11 protein-coding genes are annotated in these 13234 nt (G+C 60.7%); 5 read left to right on the top strand and 6 right to left on the bottom strand.

The window, feature by feature from the left end; translation table 11 throughout:
- Nucleotides 1–7: 7 nt before the first annotated feature.
- Nucleotides 8–1381 carry a glutamate--cysteine ligase gene (locus CCGE525_RS04735; protein ID WP_120703272.1) on the top strand — a complete coding sequence of 458 codons (1374 nt, stop codon included), beginning with the start codon at nt 8–10 and terminating at the stop codon, nt 1379–1381.
- 134 nt (nt 1382–1515) lie between these two features.
- Entirely contained in the window at nt 1516–2391 is an 876-nt protein-coding gene (locus CCGE525_RS04730) for a DUF937 domain-containing protein (protein WP_120703271.1), read from the top strand.
- 56 nt (nt 2392–2447) lie between these two features.
- Here the strand turns inward: CCGE525_RS04730 and CCGE525_RS04725 are convergent, their stop codons facing one another.
- On the bottom strand, nt 2448–3881 hold the full coding sequence (locus CCGE525_RS04725) for a DUF1254 domain-containing protein (protein WP_120703270.1): 1434 nt from the start codon (nt 3879–3881) through the stop codon (nt 2448–2450).
- A 503-nt stretch (nt 3882–4384) separates the two neighbouring features.
- Between CCGE525_RS04725 and CCGE525_RS04720 the strand changes: the two genes are divergently transcribed.
- The gene (locus CCGE525_RS04720) at nt 4385–5641 is read left to right on the top strand and encodes a multidrug effflux MFS transporter (protein WP_120706257.1); all 1257 of its coding nucleotides are present in this window, start codon (nt 4385–4387) and stop codon (nt 5639–5641) included.
- 88 nt (nt 5642–5729) lie between these two features.
- Here CCGE525_RS04720 and CCGE525_RS04715 read toward each other — a convergent pair whose 3' ends face one another.
- The 4 genes from CCGE525_RS04715 to CCGE525_RS04700 all read right to left on the bottom strand — a co-directional run bounded on the left by CCGE525_RS04715 (nt 5730) and on the right by CCGE525_RS04700 (nt 9558).
- On the bottom strand, nt 5730–6527 hold the full coding sequence (locus tag CCGE525_RS04715; RefSeq protein WP_162950128.1) for a DUF899 domain-containing protein: 798 nt from the start codon (nt 6525–6527) through the stop codon (nt 5730–5732).
- A 230-nt stretch (nt 6528–6757) separates the two neighbouring features.
- The gene (locus tag CCGE525_RS04710; protein WP_120703268.1) at nt 6758–8371 is read right to left on the bottom strand and encodes an ABC-F family ATP-binding cassette domain-containing protein; all 1614 of its coding nucleotides are present in this window, start codon (nt 8369–8371) and stop codon (nt 6758–6760) included.
- A 131-nt stretch (nt 8372–8502) separates the two neighbouring features.
- Nucleotides 8503–9069, bottom strand: a complete 567-nt coding sequence (locus CCGE525_RS04705; RefSeq protein WP_120706256.1) for a dienelactone hydrolase family protein — start codon at nt 9067–9069, stop codon at nt 8503–8505.
- A 189-nt stretch (nt 9070–9258) separates the two neighbouring features.
- Complete coding sequence (locus CCGE525_RS04700; protein ID WP_120703267.1) at nt 9259–9558, bottom strand: YjiS-like domain-containing protein; 300 nt, start codon at nt 9556–9558, stop codon at nt 9259–9261.
- A 200-nt stretch (nt 9559–9758) separates the two neighbouring features.
- Between CCGE525_RS04700 and CCGE525_RS04695 the strand changes: the two genes are divergently transcribed.
- Complete coding sequence (locus CCGE525_RS04695) at nt 9759–10712, top strand: LysR substrate-binding domain-containing protein (RefSeq protein ID WP_120703266.1); 954 nt, start codon at nt 9759–9761, stop codon at nt 10710–10712.
- A gap of 65 nt (nt 10713–10777) precedes the next feature.
- On the opposite strand, the gene CCGE525_RS04690 is transcribed toward CCGE525_RS04695, so the two are convergent.
- The gene (locus tag CCGE525_RS04690; RefSeq protein ID WP_120706255.1) at nt 10778–11764 is read right to left on the bottom strand and encodes an AraC family transcriptional regulator; all 987 of its coding nucleotides are present in this window, start codon (nt 11762–11764) and stop codon (nt 10778–10780) included.
- 444 nt (nt 11765–12208) lie between these two features.
- Between CCGE525_RS04690 and CCGE525_RS04685 the strand changes: the two genes are divergently transcribed.
- The gene (locus tag CCGE525_RS04685) at nt 12209–13222 is read left to right on the top strand and encodes an aldo/keto reductase (RefSeq protein ID WP_120703265.1); all 1014 of its coding nucleotides are present in this window, start codon (nt 12209–12211) and stop codon (nt 13220–13222) included.
- Nucleotides 13223–13234 lie beyond the last annotated feature (12 nt).

The following is a 13234-nucleotide window of genomic DNA, read 5'->3' as shown; positions in this document are numbered from 1 at the left end:
TAATACCATGGCGCGCGACACCACCGACCAGACTCCGCTCTCTTCGGTCTCGGACATGACGGCTTATCTGGCCGCCGGCAGCAAATCGAAGGAGCAATTCCGCATCGGCACGGAACACGAAAAATTCGTGTTTTTCCGTGCCGACAACAGCCCTGTGCCTTATTTCGGCGACGCCAGCATTTCCGCGCTTTTGAGGGGCCTGCAGAAAACGAGCGGCTGGGATCCCATCATGGATGGCGACAACATCATCGGGCTCGGCGAGCCGACCGGCATGGGCGCAATCTCGATCGAGCCCGGCGGCCAGTTCGAACTGTCAGGCGCACCGCTCGAAACCCTTCACCAGACCTGCAAGGAATCGAACCACCATCTGGCGACATTGCGCGAAATCGCGGAGCCAATGGGCATACGCTTCCTCGGCATTGGCGGCAGTCCGAAATGGACACTGGCCGAAACACCGCGCATGCCGAAGTCCCGCTACGAGATCATGACCCGCTACATGCCGAAAGTCGGTACGAAGGGTCTCGATATGATGTATCGCACCTGCACGATCCAGGTGAACCTCGACTTCTCTTCGGAAGAGGACATGCGCCGCAAGATGCGTGTGTCGATGAAGCTGCAATCGCTGGCGACCGCGCTGTTTGCTTCCTCACCCTTTACCGAAGGCAAGCCGAACGGCCTCTCCTCCTGGCGCGGCGACATCTGGCGCGATACGGACAACCGCCGCAGCGGGTTGCTCGACTTCACCTTCCGCGAAGATTTCGGGTTCCATGACTATGTCGAATGGGCACTGGACGTACCCATGTATTTCGTCGTGCGCGACGGCCGCTATCACGACTGCACCCATGTCACCTTCCGCCAGTTCATGAACGGCGCACTGAAGGGCGAGATCGCCGCCTGGGAGCCGACGATGGGCGACTGGACGAACCACCTCTCCACCCTCTTCCCCGACGTGCGCCTCAAGCGCTTCCTGGAAATGCGCGGCGCCGATGGCGGCCCCTGGCGTCGCATCTGTGCGCTGCCGGCCTTCTGGGTCGGCCTGCTCTATGACGACGAGGCGCTGACAGCTGCCGACGAGTTGACCAAGGACTGGACTTTCGAAGAGGTGAATGCATTGCGCGATGTCGTGCCGACGCAGGGCCTGAAAGCCACGCTCAAGGGCCATAGCCTGCTGGATGTGGGGCGCGAAGTGGTTGGCATTTCCCGCACCGGTCTGAAAAACCGCGCCCGTCTGAACGGCGACGGCCTGGACGAAACCGTCTTCCTGGCGCCGCTCGACGAAGTGCTCGCCAAGAAGGGCACGCTCGCCGACGATCTGCTGATGCTCTATCACGGCCGCTGGAACCAATCGGTCGAACCGGTCTTCGAGGAATATCAATACTGACAGCCGGTTTCGGCCTGGATTGTTGCGGCGCACACCGGCAGAAACCGGTATGCGCCGTCTTTTTTCCCGCTATACTACTGGGATTGCATGCCTTCTGATTCCGAAGCGGCATGATTGCGGGGAAAGGGACTTCGATGCTGCCACTCTTCGACATGATGATGCAGGCACAGAACGGCGCCGCCACCGAAGCGATGGCCAAGCAGTTCAACCTCGCGCAGGAACAGGCAACCAAAGCCATGGCGGCGCTGATGCCCGCCTTTTCCTCGGGGTTCAAGCGCAGCGCGACGAACCCTTATAATTTTATGGGGGTGATGCAGGACATCGCCTCCGGCAGCTATGCCAAATATTTCGAGGATATGAGCAAGGCCTTCACGCCGGAAGGCATTGCAGACGGCAATACCGTGTTGGCACGATTGTTCGGCTCCAAGGAAGTATCCCGCGCGATTGCAGCGCAAGCCGCGCAAATGACCGGCATCGGTCAGGAGATTTATAAGCGCATGCTGCCCGTCATGGCCGACACGCTGATGGGCGGCCTGTTCAAGGAAACCAGCGGCCAGATGCCCCAGATGGCCAATCCGTTCCTCAACACGGCGATGGGCGAGATGATGCAGAGCTGGCTACAGACCATCGGTTTTGCGCCAAAAGAGCGACCGACACCGCAGGCGAGCGTCTTCGACAATCCTTTCACCCAAGCGATGGAACTGATGTTCGGCACCCAACCCGTCGAGCACAAAAAGCCGGCCCCGGCCGCGAACCCCTTCCTCGACAACCCCTTCGCCAAAGCGTTTCAAGACATGATGCGCAATTTTCCGATGCCTGCGGAGCCGCCGAAGGAAGAACCGAAGGCCAAGCCTGCCATCCCTGGCGTCGACATGGCGGCCTATACCGAGATGTTCAACGCCATGTTCGACAGCGGTCTGGAAGTGCAGAAGAGCTATCAGAAGAACATGGAAGCGATTTTCGACAGCTACATGCAGTCGGAAGGCAAGCTCGCGCCGAAACAGAAGTGAAGCTCGGAGCGGACGCGGAAGCGAGGCAATCGCCTCCACGTTCTCAATGCCTGTTCTTACTGCGCCGTCACGTGCTGGAGTGCGGGAACGATCGTCACCGGCGGCGGGTTCCATTTGCCGGTGAGAGCTTCCGCCTTCGGACCATAAAGGCGCATCGTCAGGTTGAACGGTCCCGTCGGTGCGGGTAGCCAGTTGGCTTCTCGTTGCTTTCCTGGGTTGGCATTCTGCAAGTAGAGATCAAGCGAGCCGTCCGGGTTGTATTGGAACGGCATCCAACTGCTCACGGCAAAACGGTTCAAGTCGTTGCCGACTTGAAATCCCTCGGAGTCGTAAAGAGTGACGGACCAGAACGCATTGACAGGCGGCAGGGTCTGCTTGTCAAAGTGGATCGTGTAGTGGTTCGCGCCTGTCAGCGGATTGCCTTTTTCATCGCCAAGATTAAGCGGATAGACCGCGTCCTCAGGCAGGTTCGCTCCGAGCCCCAATTGTGCGACGATTGCGCGCTTCAAATAATAATTGCCGTAGACACCCATCGTATCCGTGTTCATGGACCAACCGTTGGCAACCCGCGCCAATGTCGGCGTCTTCCATTCCATAAGTTTCTGTGCGTCTGCCGGCGCGCCTTCAAGGGCCTTGGCGACAACCGGATCGACCTTGCCGATGTCGAAGCTCTTGCCCGGTTCGATTCCGATCCGCTTCATTCGGGCTATGATCGGTTGATCGGTGCTGTGGGGAGGATTGACCTTCAGGAGGTCGGCCGCGTAGACAAAGAAGGCATCCGCGCTCATCGCGTCCACTGTCGTTTTCGGGGGTGTCTTCATGTCGATCGTCGGATCGATCGCCACTTTCACGGGATCCGTTTCCTTACCCCACTGAGAGAGCGGCGTTACCTTGTAGCCCGCCTGAATTTTATGGACCGCGGCGTAGTCGTCAGGACCATCGGTTTTAGTGCGTCCTACGATCCAGACGAAAGGCGTCGGCGCATCGACGCGCTGCGTTCCGGCCGGCAATTCCTTACCCTGCCATCCCGGAGGCACGACGACGAAGTCAGCCTTGGCGGTTCCCGTGGTCCGCCATCCGGGGGACGCGAATACGTCCGTCCACATGTCCAGCATCGGCAAAAGATAATAGCGGCCGTCCGTGTCCGGCGCGGAGACAACCATCGGTTCCTTGGTCATGTCGAGCCAGGCGATGGAGTAGAGCGTATCGAAGTTGGGGCGCACGACATCCCGGAAATTGGCCGGCGGAAACTCCGGTACATTGGTAAATTCATTGGCCGGCCCCCTGCCGAAAACCTTGCCGGCTTCGACATTTGTCGCCTGCTTGCGGGTAATGTCCATAGTCACCAAGGGATAGAGGTAAATATAGGCGTCGACCGCGATAGCATGCGCCTCCTCCGAACTGACCGATTCCGCGGCAAGCGCGGGTGGGGCAAGACACGCGACGGAAAAAAGCAGGCTGCTGACGAGCCCGAAAACTGTTGTTCTCATGATGGTCCTCCCGTGTTTCTACTCTGTAGGCCAGGCAGTCTGTGCGGAATTCGCAAGTGCCGAGAGCGTATATTTTCGGGCAGGCGTTGGTTGCTTCTGCGGTCAACGTGCCCCACGACCGCAAGCTCAGGTCGGCGCCCCGGACCACAACCCCCTATATGAACCACTGGTTGAAATAGTAATTGCTAAAAGAAGAACCTGTCAATTGTCCTTTTGGGCAGGCTGGATCTGACTAGATGCCCGGAATTGCAGTCGTTTGCTCTTTGCAAACTATGATGGCACTGCATTGACGACGTGCAAAATCCTGTCTAGCTTTGGCTGCATGAATATCGCGACGGTTCTCGTAGTGGTGATTGGGCGCATGGGCAGGATGGTATAACTATCCGGCGGAAGCACCCATGCGCGGTAAGCAGGCTCCTGACGGGGCCTTTTTTTATGCCCTGAGTTCGGGCCACGCCTCGTCGGACTTTCACAATCCCACGGACAAAACGGACGAGAGAACCATGACGGGCGATACTCCCATTCAAACTTCCAGTGCGCAAATGAGCGAAAAAGCGGCCGCAGCTCCGACGAGTGCTCCGCCTCGATTAACAACCCTCATTTTATTGTCGGCGCTGTCCGTGCTGCCGGTGAACATGATCGTACCATCGCTGCCGAAGATCGCCGCTGCGTTCCATGCTGATTACGCTCTCGTCAACCTTTCAGTCGCCGGCTATACGATCGTTACAGCTCTGATAGAAATCGTCGCTGGTACAATATCGGATCGGTATGGGCGCCGGCCGGTCGCATTGATGGCTGTCTCCATTTTCATCGTCGCGTCGGTTGGCTGCGCCCTCGCGACCAATATTGGCATCTTCCTTCTGTTTCGAGCGATGCAGGCATCGATCGGCGCCTGCTTTTCTGTGGCGCTCGTCGTTGTCAAGGAAACATCGGGTGAGCGCGGAGCGGCAAGCAGAATTGGCTACGTCTCCATGGGATGGGCGATTGCACCCATGGTCGGCCCCATGTTTGGCGGGCTGTTGGACGAGCTGTTCGGATGGCGGGCGATGTTCGTTGTCTTGGCGATCCTTGGTGTGGCTGTCCTCGCTTTGTCCATGCGGGAGCTAAGGGAAACCTCCGCGCGCGCGTCGAGATCCAATGCAAACTACCTCGCCTCATACGCGCAGCTGCTGCGCTCGGCACGGTTCTGGGCCTACACACTGTGCATGGCCTGCTCCATGGGGACTCTCTATATCTTCCTGGGAGGCGCACCGTTGGTATTTGGCCAATCGCTCGGCGGATCAAGTGCGACACTGGGCTTCTACATGGGAATGGTTCCCGCCGGCTTCATTCTGGGTAGCTATCTGGCTGGTCGCTATGCCTCGCGACATGCCCTGAGCACCACCCTCATCGTCGCACGCCTTTTCACGTGCGCGGGTCTGTTGGCTGGCCTGGCCCTCTCAATGTTGGGCACCGCTCACGTTCTCGCATTCTTTGGACCCTGCATGTTCATCGGTATAGGCAATGGCTTGACGATGCCCGCCGCCAATACCGGCGTGCTGTCCGTGCGTCCTGATCTCGCTGGTACCGCTGCGGGGTTGTCTGCTGCAATGAGACTTGCAGGAGGAGCGCTCATAGGCGCTATCGCCGGCCTGTTTCTTGCTCAGTCGGGTACAGCTTATGCGCTATTCGGTATGATGCTCGTATCGGCTTCGCTCGCATTGTTTGCGGCATTTTACGCGGCTTTTCTCGATTGGCGTGCTTCCAAGCCGGTTTTCTAATTTGGCCGATGGCCGCAGCCTATGTCGCGCTGCGGCCGGGTCGCTGATCCCTACGTCGGCCGTTTCCGGCCATTGAAGCTGGTCTGGCTCATGGCCTCCCACCCGCGTCCTGGTTCCGGAACGCCTTCTCTCCGGCATCCGAAACCTCGACCCACTTCTTATCGGGCGCTGCGTCTGCAATGTAGCTGTCGTGCCAGTTCCACCATTTGTAGGTTGGGGTCTGAGGATAGCCTTCGGGTGATTCCTCCCAGACCTCCTGCCGGCCGAGCGGTGTGATGTCGAGGTAGTTCCAGGTGCCCCCCATCTGCTCGTCGCCACGGTTGTTGATGAAGTAGGTGCGGAACACGCGCTTGCCGTCGCGGTAGAATACGTTCGTGCCGTGCCACTCATCCACGCCGAAGTCGCCGTCGAAGCTGTCGGTGACGGTGAACCATGGTATCCCCTCCCAGCCCATCCGCGCCTTCAGCCGCGCGATATCAGCCTGCGGCGCACGCGATACGAAAACGAGGGTGGTGTCACGGGCATTCAGATGAGCGACGTGGGCGACCTGGTCGGCCACCATGGAGCAGCCCCGGCAGGCGTGGTCTGGCCAGCCGAACACGCCCGGCTCGAAGAAGGCGCGGTAGACTATCAGCTGACGGCGACCTTCGAACAGGTCGAGCAGGCTGGCCTTGCAGGCTGGCCCCTCGAACGTATATGCCGTCTCCACGGCCATCCACGGCATGCGCCGGCGCTCGGCGGCCAAGGCGTCACGGGCGCGGGTCTGCTCCTTTTCCTTCACGAGTAACCCCTTGCGGGCCGCCTCCCAGGCCTCTGGCGACACGATAGGTGGTGTGTGCATGGCAGGGTGTCCGTTTTTCCGTCCGTTCTCAGCTGATATAGTCATGGCTTTGAAATCTCCTATTTGGGACGAATTTCCGTGCCTCGTCGCCGAGGCGCGGTTCCAATCGCTGCTCATTGCTCGCTATTGGTCATGAGATAGTCTGGCATCGGGAATCGGACAGTGGGAGTAACAAGTGTGGCGGCATTCCGATGGGAGGCGGTGGTTGCAGCCAGCTCAGGGTCGAGCCAAAAGTCGGACCAATTGGCCAGTTGCCACCTAAGAGCATATTTTGCTTATTCCGTAATCGAGGCCTCGATTGCCCGCCGCGAAGACAGTTCCAGCCGGCCGGATATCTGGATGCCCTCCAGAAACACCTCATCGTGGCTGACAACCAGGAGCGCGCCGTCATAAGCGCGCAGGCCGGCCTCGACTGCGGCAATCGAATCGATGTCGAGATGATTTGTCGGTTCATCGAGGATCAGCAGCGGGGGTGGCGTCGGTCCGCCCAGGACGCATGCGAGACCGGCGCGCAGCAATTGCCCGCCGCTGAGCGTGGATGCGATCTGAAGCGCGGCGTCAGCCCTGAACATGAACCGGGCAAGCGCCGCCCGGCAGGCATTTTCACCCGCTTGCGCGTTCATCCGCCGGAAATTGTCGCGGATCGAGAGCGACGGATCGAGAAGGCTCACCTGCTGGTCGAGCATCGAGACCGCGGTCATGAGGCTGATCGTCCCGGCCCAGGGCTGCAGCTCTCCGGAGATCAGCGCCAGCAACGTCGTCTTGCCCGAACCATTCGGACCGGTGACAGCTATGCGCTTCGGCCCAGTGATGTCGAAAGTGAGATCGCTGATAACCGGCTGGCCAGGCTGATAGCCAACTGTCGCGCCGTCGATCTTCAGGACGACCTTGTTCGCCGGCAGTCCAGTCGACGGAAGCCTGATCGACAGGGGCTGAAGGATTTCAATGCGCTCGCGGGCAGCGGTGGCGTCTTCAAGCGCCTGGGCGCGCCGGCGTTCGGCAAGGCGGGCGTTCTCGCCGCCCGTCATCTCGCTCCGCTCTCTCAGCCCGCCGAGCATGATGCGCGGTATCCCGCCCTTGGCAGCCTTCCTCTTGCCGGCACCATCCCTTCGCGCTTGCCGTTCCACCGTTGCCTGCGCGTTGCGGGCAACCTCGGCAACGCGCTTTTCGGCATCGGCAAGATCGTGTTCGGCGGCGGCAAGCTCGATAGCCCTTCGCTCGCGATACTGGCTCCAGTTGCCGCCATAGCGCGTGGCACCGAGCGAGGTCAGCTCGACGATGGCATCCACCGTGTCGAGCAATTCCCGGTCGTGGCTGACAACGATCGCGCCCGCCCGCCAGTTTGCAAGCAGCTCGATCACGGCCTCGCGACCCTCGCGGTCTAGATTGTTCGTCGGTTCGTCCAGAATGAGAAAATCTGGTTCTGTGAAAATCAGCGCGGCAAGGCCGGCGCGCGTGCGCTGCCCGCCCGATAGCGCCGCGAGGAGCGTGCCGGGTGCGGCATCGAGCCCGGCACGGTCGAGAGCGGAAGCGATGCGCGCTTCCAGCGTCCAGTCCGCTGAAGCAAGCTCCTCGGCCGTTGCCTCACCCGCTTCGGCACGGCGGAGAACAGCCAGCGCGTCCCTCGCCTGGAAGAGATCGGCGACGGTTTCGTCGGGCTGCACACGAACGCTTTGGCGCAGAATGCCGAGACTGCCCCCGAAAGACACCGCCCCGGACTGAGGCTGCAGCTCGCCGGCAATGAGTTTGAGAAGGGTGGTCTTGCCGACACCGTTGCGGCCGACGAAGCCGGTGCGCTCGGCGCCGAAACTCAGATCAAGGTTCGAGAAAAGCGGCCGGCCGTCAGGCGTGGACCACGAGAGATTGGATAGGATGATGGATGCAGGCATGGATATGACGTTCCCCGGTGACAAGGCAAATTGGCTTTGTGATCGGGTTGGAATCCATTGTTGCACACATCCTGTTGGAATGACTGACCGCAGGGAATGTAAGCGGCAACCGCCTTTAGTTCAAGCCCGGCCTAGAGCGTGTCGAGGAAGCGGATGACCCGGCTCCAGGTCAGATCGGCCGCTTTGGCATCGTAATCGGGCAGGCTGGCGTCGGTATAGAGGTGGCCGGCGCCCGGATAGGTGAAGACATCAGCCGCGATCTGCGATCGTTCGGCTGCAGATCGCCATTGAGCAACAATTTCCGCGGGCTCGAACGGATCGGGATCGGCAAGATGGACCTGCACGGGCAAGCCCTTGCGAGCGTCTTCGGGGATTTGGGCGACACTATGAAGGTAAAGCACGCCGGCGGTTTGGGGCCGCTTCGGCCAAAGACTTGCCGCAACGGCCGCGCCCATGGAAAATCCGGCCAGAACCGTTGACGGCGGCAGGCCCGCCATCGCCCATTCCGCCCTTTCGCAAATGGTCGGCCAACCGATCTCATCCTTCAATTCGAAGCCTTCGTCGATCGAGTTCGCGACCCAACCGTCATAGAGATCGGGCGCGAACGCCTTATGCCCTGCCGCCTGCAGGCGCTCGACGGCGTCCAGTTCGAGGGGGCGCAGCCCGTAAACGGAATGGAAGAGGATCACTGTTGCCATTATCACAGCCTCCGCATTTGGTTCGGTCGTAACATAAGGCATTCGAAAGACAAGGCAATTTCCCGATCGCCTTTCCTTGGGCAAAGCCGCTCTCACAAAAGAAAAAACCCGGTGTCGGTTGGGAACCGAACACCGGGTAAGAGGCAGGGCTTATTGGCTATCACCCTGCGGGGAAACGTTTAATCGCCCTCAGCGACGAAAGTTATTGAGGCCGAGGAAGCGCGTACGGCGGCGCGCGGAGTTGGTCAGATAGCTGGACGGATCCTCGAAGAAGGTCGAGGTGTTGAGCGCCGATTCGATGTCATGACGCGTCAGGCCGATATCCATCAATTGGCTGTCGTTCAGCTCATTCAGAGAATTGATCTCGCGGCGGTTGCGGAGTGTGCGCCAGACGGATGCCATCTTATCGAAAGCAAGCGTCAGGCGTGCCGTCAAGGGCAGCGACGGCCTTGCGTGGCCGAGATGTAGTGTCCGATCTGTCGTGCGCATTTCAATGGTCCTTTCTTTCAGGCACACGCTGGCCAAGCTCCTTCCCGGAGGTCCGGAGAAGGAGCGTGGTTGGGAGGAGTTCGGCAGGAGGATCTGTCCGATTGATATGCTGATTTGCATTAGGAAGATGCCAAAGCCCTATTGATCAGTCCAACGAATGTTTCTAATGATAATTATCAAACTCTTTTATAGGTGAGATCATGGCCGCGCCGCTCGATATCGATCAGTTGCAGACCTTCATCGCCATCGTGGATTCGGGCAGCTTCACCAAGGCGGCCGATCGGGTATTCAAGACGCAATCGGCTGTCTCCATGCAGATGCGCCGGCTGGAGGAACGCGTCGGCAAGCAGCTTTTCATCAAGGATGGCCGTGGCAACCGGCTGACGGCGGAGGGCGAAAAGCTGCTCAACTATGCGCGCCGCATCATCCGCCTGAACAACGAAGCGATCGCCGCCTTCGACGACAACCGGCTGGAGGGCACGTTGCGCATCGGCACGCCAGACGATTATGCCGATCGCTACATGCCCGAGATCATTGGCCGCTTCGCAAAGACGCATCCGAATGTCGAGCTCTATATCGTTTGCGAACCCTCCGTCGATCTGGCCGAACGCATGCATCGTGGTGAGCTCGATATCGCGCTGGTTACCCATAATCCGCGCGAGAGGATGTCCGATGTCGTGCGCACCGAGCCGCTTTGCTGGGTTGGCTCGGCCAATCATCCGCTGCGCGACGACGCACCCGTTCCGCTCGCCGTCGGGCGGCGCGACTGTCAGTGGCGGCAGCTTGCCTGCTCGGCGCTCGATGCCGGCGGTCGCGACTACCAGATCCTATTCACCAGCTGGTCCTGCACCGTGGTTGCCGCTGCGGTGCTTGCCGGCATGGCGGTATCGGTCATGCCCGAATCGGCGCTTCGCACCGGCATGAAGGTGCTGAGCCAGGCGGACGGCTTCCCGCCGCTGCCGCCGGTGCAGATCGGCATCATGAAGCGGCCGGGCCTTTCTGTATCGCTGATGAACGCCATCACCGCACACATCTCCGCCTGCCTGGACAACATCACGCCGGCGGCGGTCGACGACGATCTCGAAGGCGAGGTCAAGACCTTTACCCGCTACCATCCGCGCCTGCGCGCCGGACATATCCTGCCGGGCTGGTGATGCTTAGGCTGTAAGCAGCGGAGATTGAATGGCAGCCTTGCGAGGCACGAGGCCCTGAAAGCGGCCTAATTTCCGCGGGCGATCATCGGTGGAATGCCGAATTGCGCCTTGAAGGCCCGGCTGAAGGCGGCTTCGGACTCGTAGCCCACTCGGCGCGCCACTTCGCTGACCAGAATGTCGGAGCGCCGGAGCATGTCGCTTGCTAGCAGCAAGCGCCAGCGGGTCTGGTAGTGCAGAGGACCGGCACCGACTAGGGTCGAGAAGCGCTCGGCGAAATTGGATCGCGACATGCCGGCCGTGGCCGCGAGGTCTGCGACGCTGCGGCGCCGAAACGGCTCGTCGTGGATGGTCTTTAGCGCGCGGCTGATCCTCGCATCCGCGAGCGCCGCGAGCCAGCCCTTCTCCTCGGGTGGTGCGGTGCGGACCCAGATGCGCATCGCCCGGATTACCATCACATCAATCAGACGCGAGATCATGATTGCGGCACCCGGATGTGCTGCACGCGCCTCTGCCAGCAGGGAATGCGCGAGCAGGGTTGGCCAGCCCTGGTCCTCCGCATCCGTCGATCCAGCAATGTGGATCACGGAGGGCAGTACCGCGAGCATCGAGGGCATGTTGTCGCCCTCGAAGCGATAGACGCCGGTCATCACCCGAGTGAGGGGACCAGCGCCCTCCATTCGGACCACAAGGCTGTCGTCACGCAATTGCGCCTCGAGCACCACGCGCGCATCGATTGGCTTTGCCCCCGGCGTGCCGATCGCATGGCCGCTGCCTTGGGGGAGGACGAGCAGATCGCCGGCAACGGCATCGACAATCTTTCCGTCGCTGGCCGTGAGCCGCATTTCGCCATCCGAAACGACGTGGAAATAGCCGGAGCCGGGCGCGAAGCCGAAAGCCCAGGGCGCATGGAGTTCCGCCGAGAAGATCAGTTCGCCACGCAGCCGGATCAGCGTCAGAATTTGTGACAGGAAGTCTGCGCGGGACGCCATCATCGGGAAACTGGTTTCGGACGCCGGGGCATGAGGTTGGGAGGCGCGATCATGGCTGGTCATGCAGAAGGCCTTTATGTTGCAGCCATCGCTTGAAGCGAAAACGCAGTCAAAACCGAAGGATATGGAGAAACCCAGTCGGCGATGCCGCATCCGGGCACCGGTTAGAGACATTGCCGATCGTCCAGAGCCTATCACAACCTATGGAGTTGAAAATGAAATCCATCCTGTCTTCTCTCATGCTCGGCACCGTCGTCATCGGTGTCGTCCCCGCCGCCGCGCAACCGGCCAAGAACATCGTCCTGGTTCAAGCGGCCTGATCTCGAAGGCCGAGGATGTCGCCACGGTGATCGAGGAGGCAGCCCTCATGGGTTCGTGGGATCTGTGAATTCCCTTCGCATATCCTGCGAACCCCCACCGGCTACCGCCTAAACCCGACCTCTTCTATCTCTTCCGCCAACAGGGACAGGCCCTGGTTCATACAGCCAAGAACGAAAGGATAAGATCATGACTCTCAAGGATATTCTGCCAAGCAAGCTCGGCTTCGGCGCGGCCCCTCTCGGCAACATGTTCCGCGACATTCCGGAAACCGAAGCCCTGGCGACGGTGGAAGCCGCCTGGAATGACGGCATCCGTTACTATGACAATGCGCCCTTCTATGGCGCCGGCCTTGCGGAGATCCGCATGGGCCAGGCGCTGGCCGGCAAGCCGCGCGAAGACTATGTGATCAGCACCAAGGTCGGCCGTGTCATTCTCGACGAGATCGGGGACGTCAGCGCTCGCGACCTCGGTGAGAAGGGTGAGGTCTTCAAATATGGCCGCCCCAACAAGATCGTCAACGACTACTCGGAAGACGCCACCTACCGTTCGATCGAGGACAGCCTCAAGCGGTTGAAGACCGAGCAGATCGATATTGCCTTCGTCCATGACGTTGCCCAGGATTTCTATGGCGACGAATGGCTCAACGTTTTCGAGAGCGCCCGCAAGGGTGCCTTCAAGGCACTCGACCGGATGCGCGACGAAGGCGTGATCAAGGCCTGGGGCCTCGGCGTCAACCGCGTCGAGCCGATCGAACTGCTGCTGGCGTTGAACGGTCCGCGCCCTGACGGCTTCCTGCTCGCCGGCCGCTACACGCTGCTCGACCATGACCGCGCGCTTCAGCGCGTCATGCCCATGGTCGCCGAGCGCGGCCTCGGCATCGTCGTCGGTGGTCCCTATAGCTCCGGCGCGCTGGTTGGCGGCCCGAACTTCGAATATGCGCCCGCCACGCCGGCAATTCTCGACAAGGTCGCCCGCATCAAGGCCATAGCGGACCGCCATGGCGTGAGCATGAAGGCCGCAGGCCTGCAATTCGCGCTCGCCCACCCCGCCGTCGCCGCCGTCATCCCCGGGGCCAGCAAGCCTGGCCGCATCGCCGAAGACAGCGCGGCACTGGCCGAAAAGATCCCCACCGAATTCTGGCGTGAAATCCGCCATGCCGGTGTCGTCAACCCGGAAGCACCGCTTCCTGGATTGGAGTGAAGGTCATGGCCT

Origin of the sequence: Rhizobium jaguaris, assembly GCF_003627755.1 — a bacterium.
In the GTDB taxonomy this organism is placed as follows: domain Bacteria; phylum Pseudomonadota; class Alphaproteobacteria; order Rhizobiales; family Rhizobiaceae; genus Rhizobium; species Rhizobium jaguaris.
This window is presented reverse-complemented; position numbering and strand designations above follow the sequence as displayed.

Coding starts and splice junctions, on each gene's coding strand:
- CCGE525_RS04735 (WP_120703272.1), top strand. CDS start 8: ATGGCGCGCGACACCACCGACCAGACTCCGCTCTCTTCGGTCTCGGAC.
- CCGE525_RS04730 (WP_120703271.1), top strand. CDS start 1,516: ATGCTGCCACTCTTCGACATGATGATGCAGGCACAGAACGGCGCCGCC.
- CCGE525_RS04725 (WP_120703270.1), bottom strand. CDS start 3,881: ATGAGAACAACAGTTTTCGGGCTCGTCAGCAGCCTGCTTTTTTCCGTC.
- CCGE525_RS04720 (WP_120706257.1), top strand. CDS start 4,385: ATGACGGGCGATACTCCCATTCAAACTTCCAGTGCGCAAATGAGCGAA.
- CCGE525_RS04715 (WP_162950128.1), bottom strand. CDS start 6,527: ATGACTATATCAGCTGAGAACGGACGGAAAAACGGACACCCTGCCATG.
- CCGE525_RS04710 (WP_120703268.1), bottom strand. CDS start 8,371: ATGCCTGCATCCATCATCCTATCCAATCTCTCGTGGTCCACGCCTGAC.
- CCGE525_RS04705 (WP_120706256.1), bottom strand. CDS start 9,069: ATGGCAACAGTGATCCTCTTCCATTCCGTTTACGGGCTGCGCCCCCTC.
- CCGE525_RS04700 (WP_120703267.1), bottom strand. CDS start 9,558: ATGCGCACGACAGATCGGACACTACATCTCGGCCACGCAAGGCCGTCG.
- CCGE525_RS04695 (WP_120703266.1), top strand. CDS start 9,759: ATGGCCGCGCCGCTCGATATCGATCAGTTGCAGACCTTCATCGCCATC.
- CCGE525_RS04690 (WP_120706255.1), bottom strand. CDS start 11,764: ATGACCAGCCATGATCGCGCCTCCCAACCTCATGCCCCGGCGTCCGAA.
- CCGE525_RS04685 (WP_120703265.1), top strand. CDS start 12,209: ATGACTCTCAAGGATATTCTGCCAAGCAAGCTCGGCTTCGGCGCGGCC.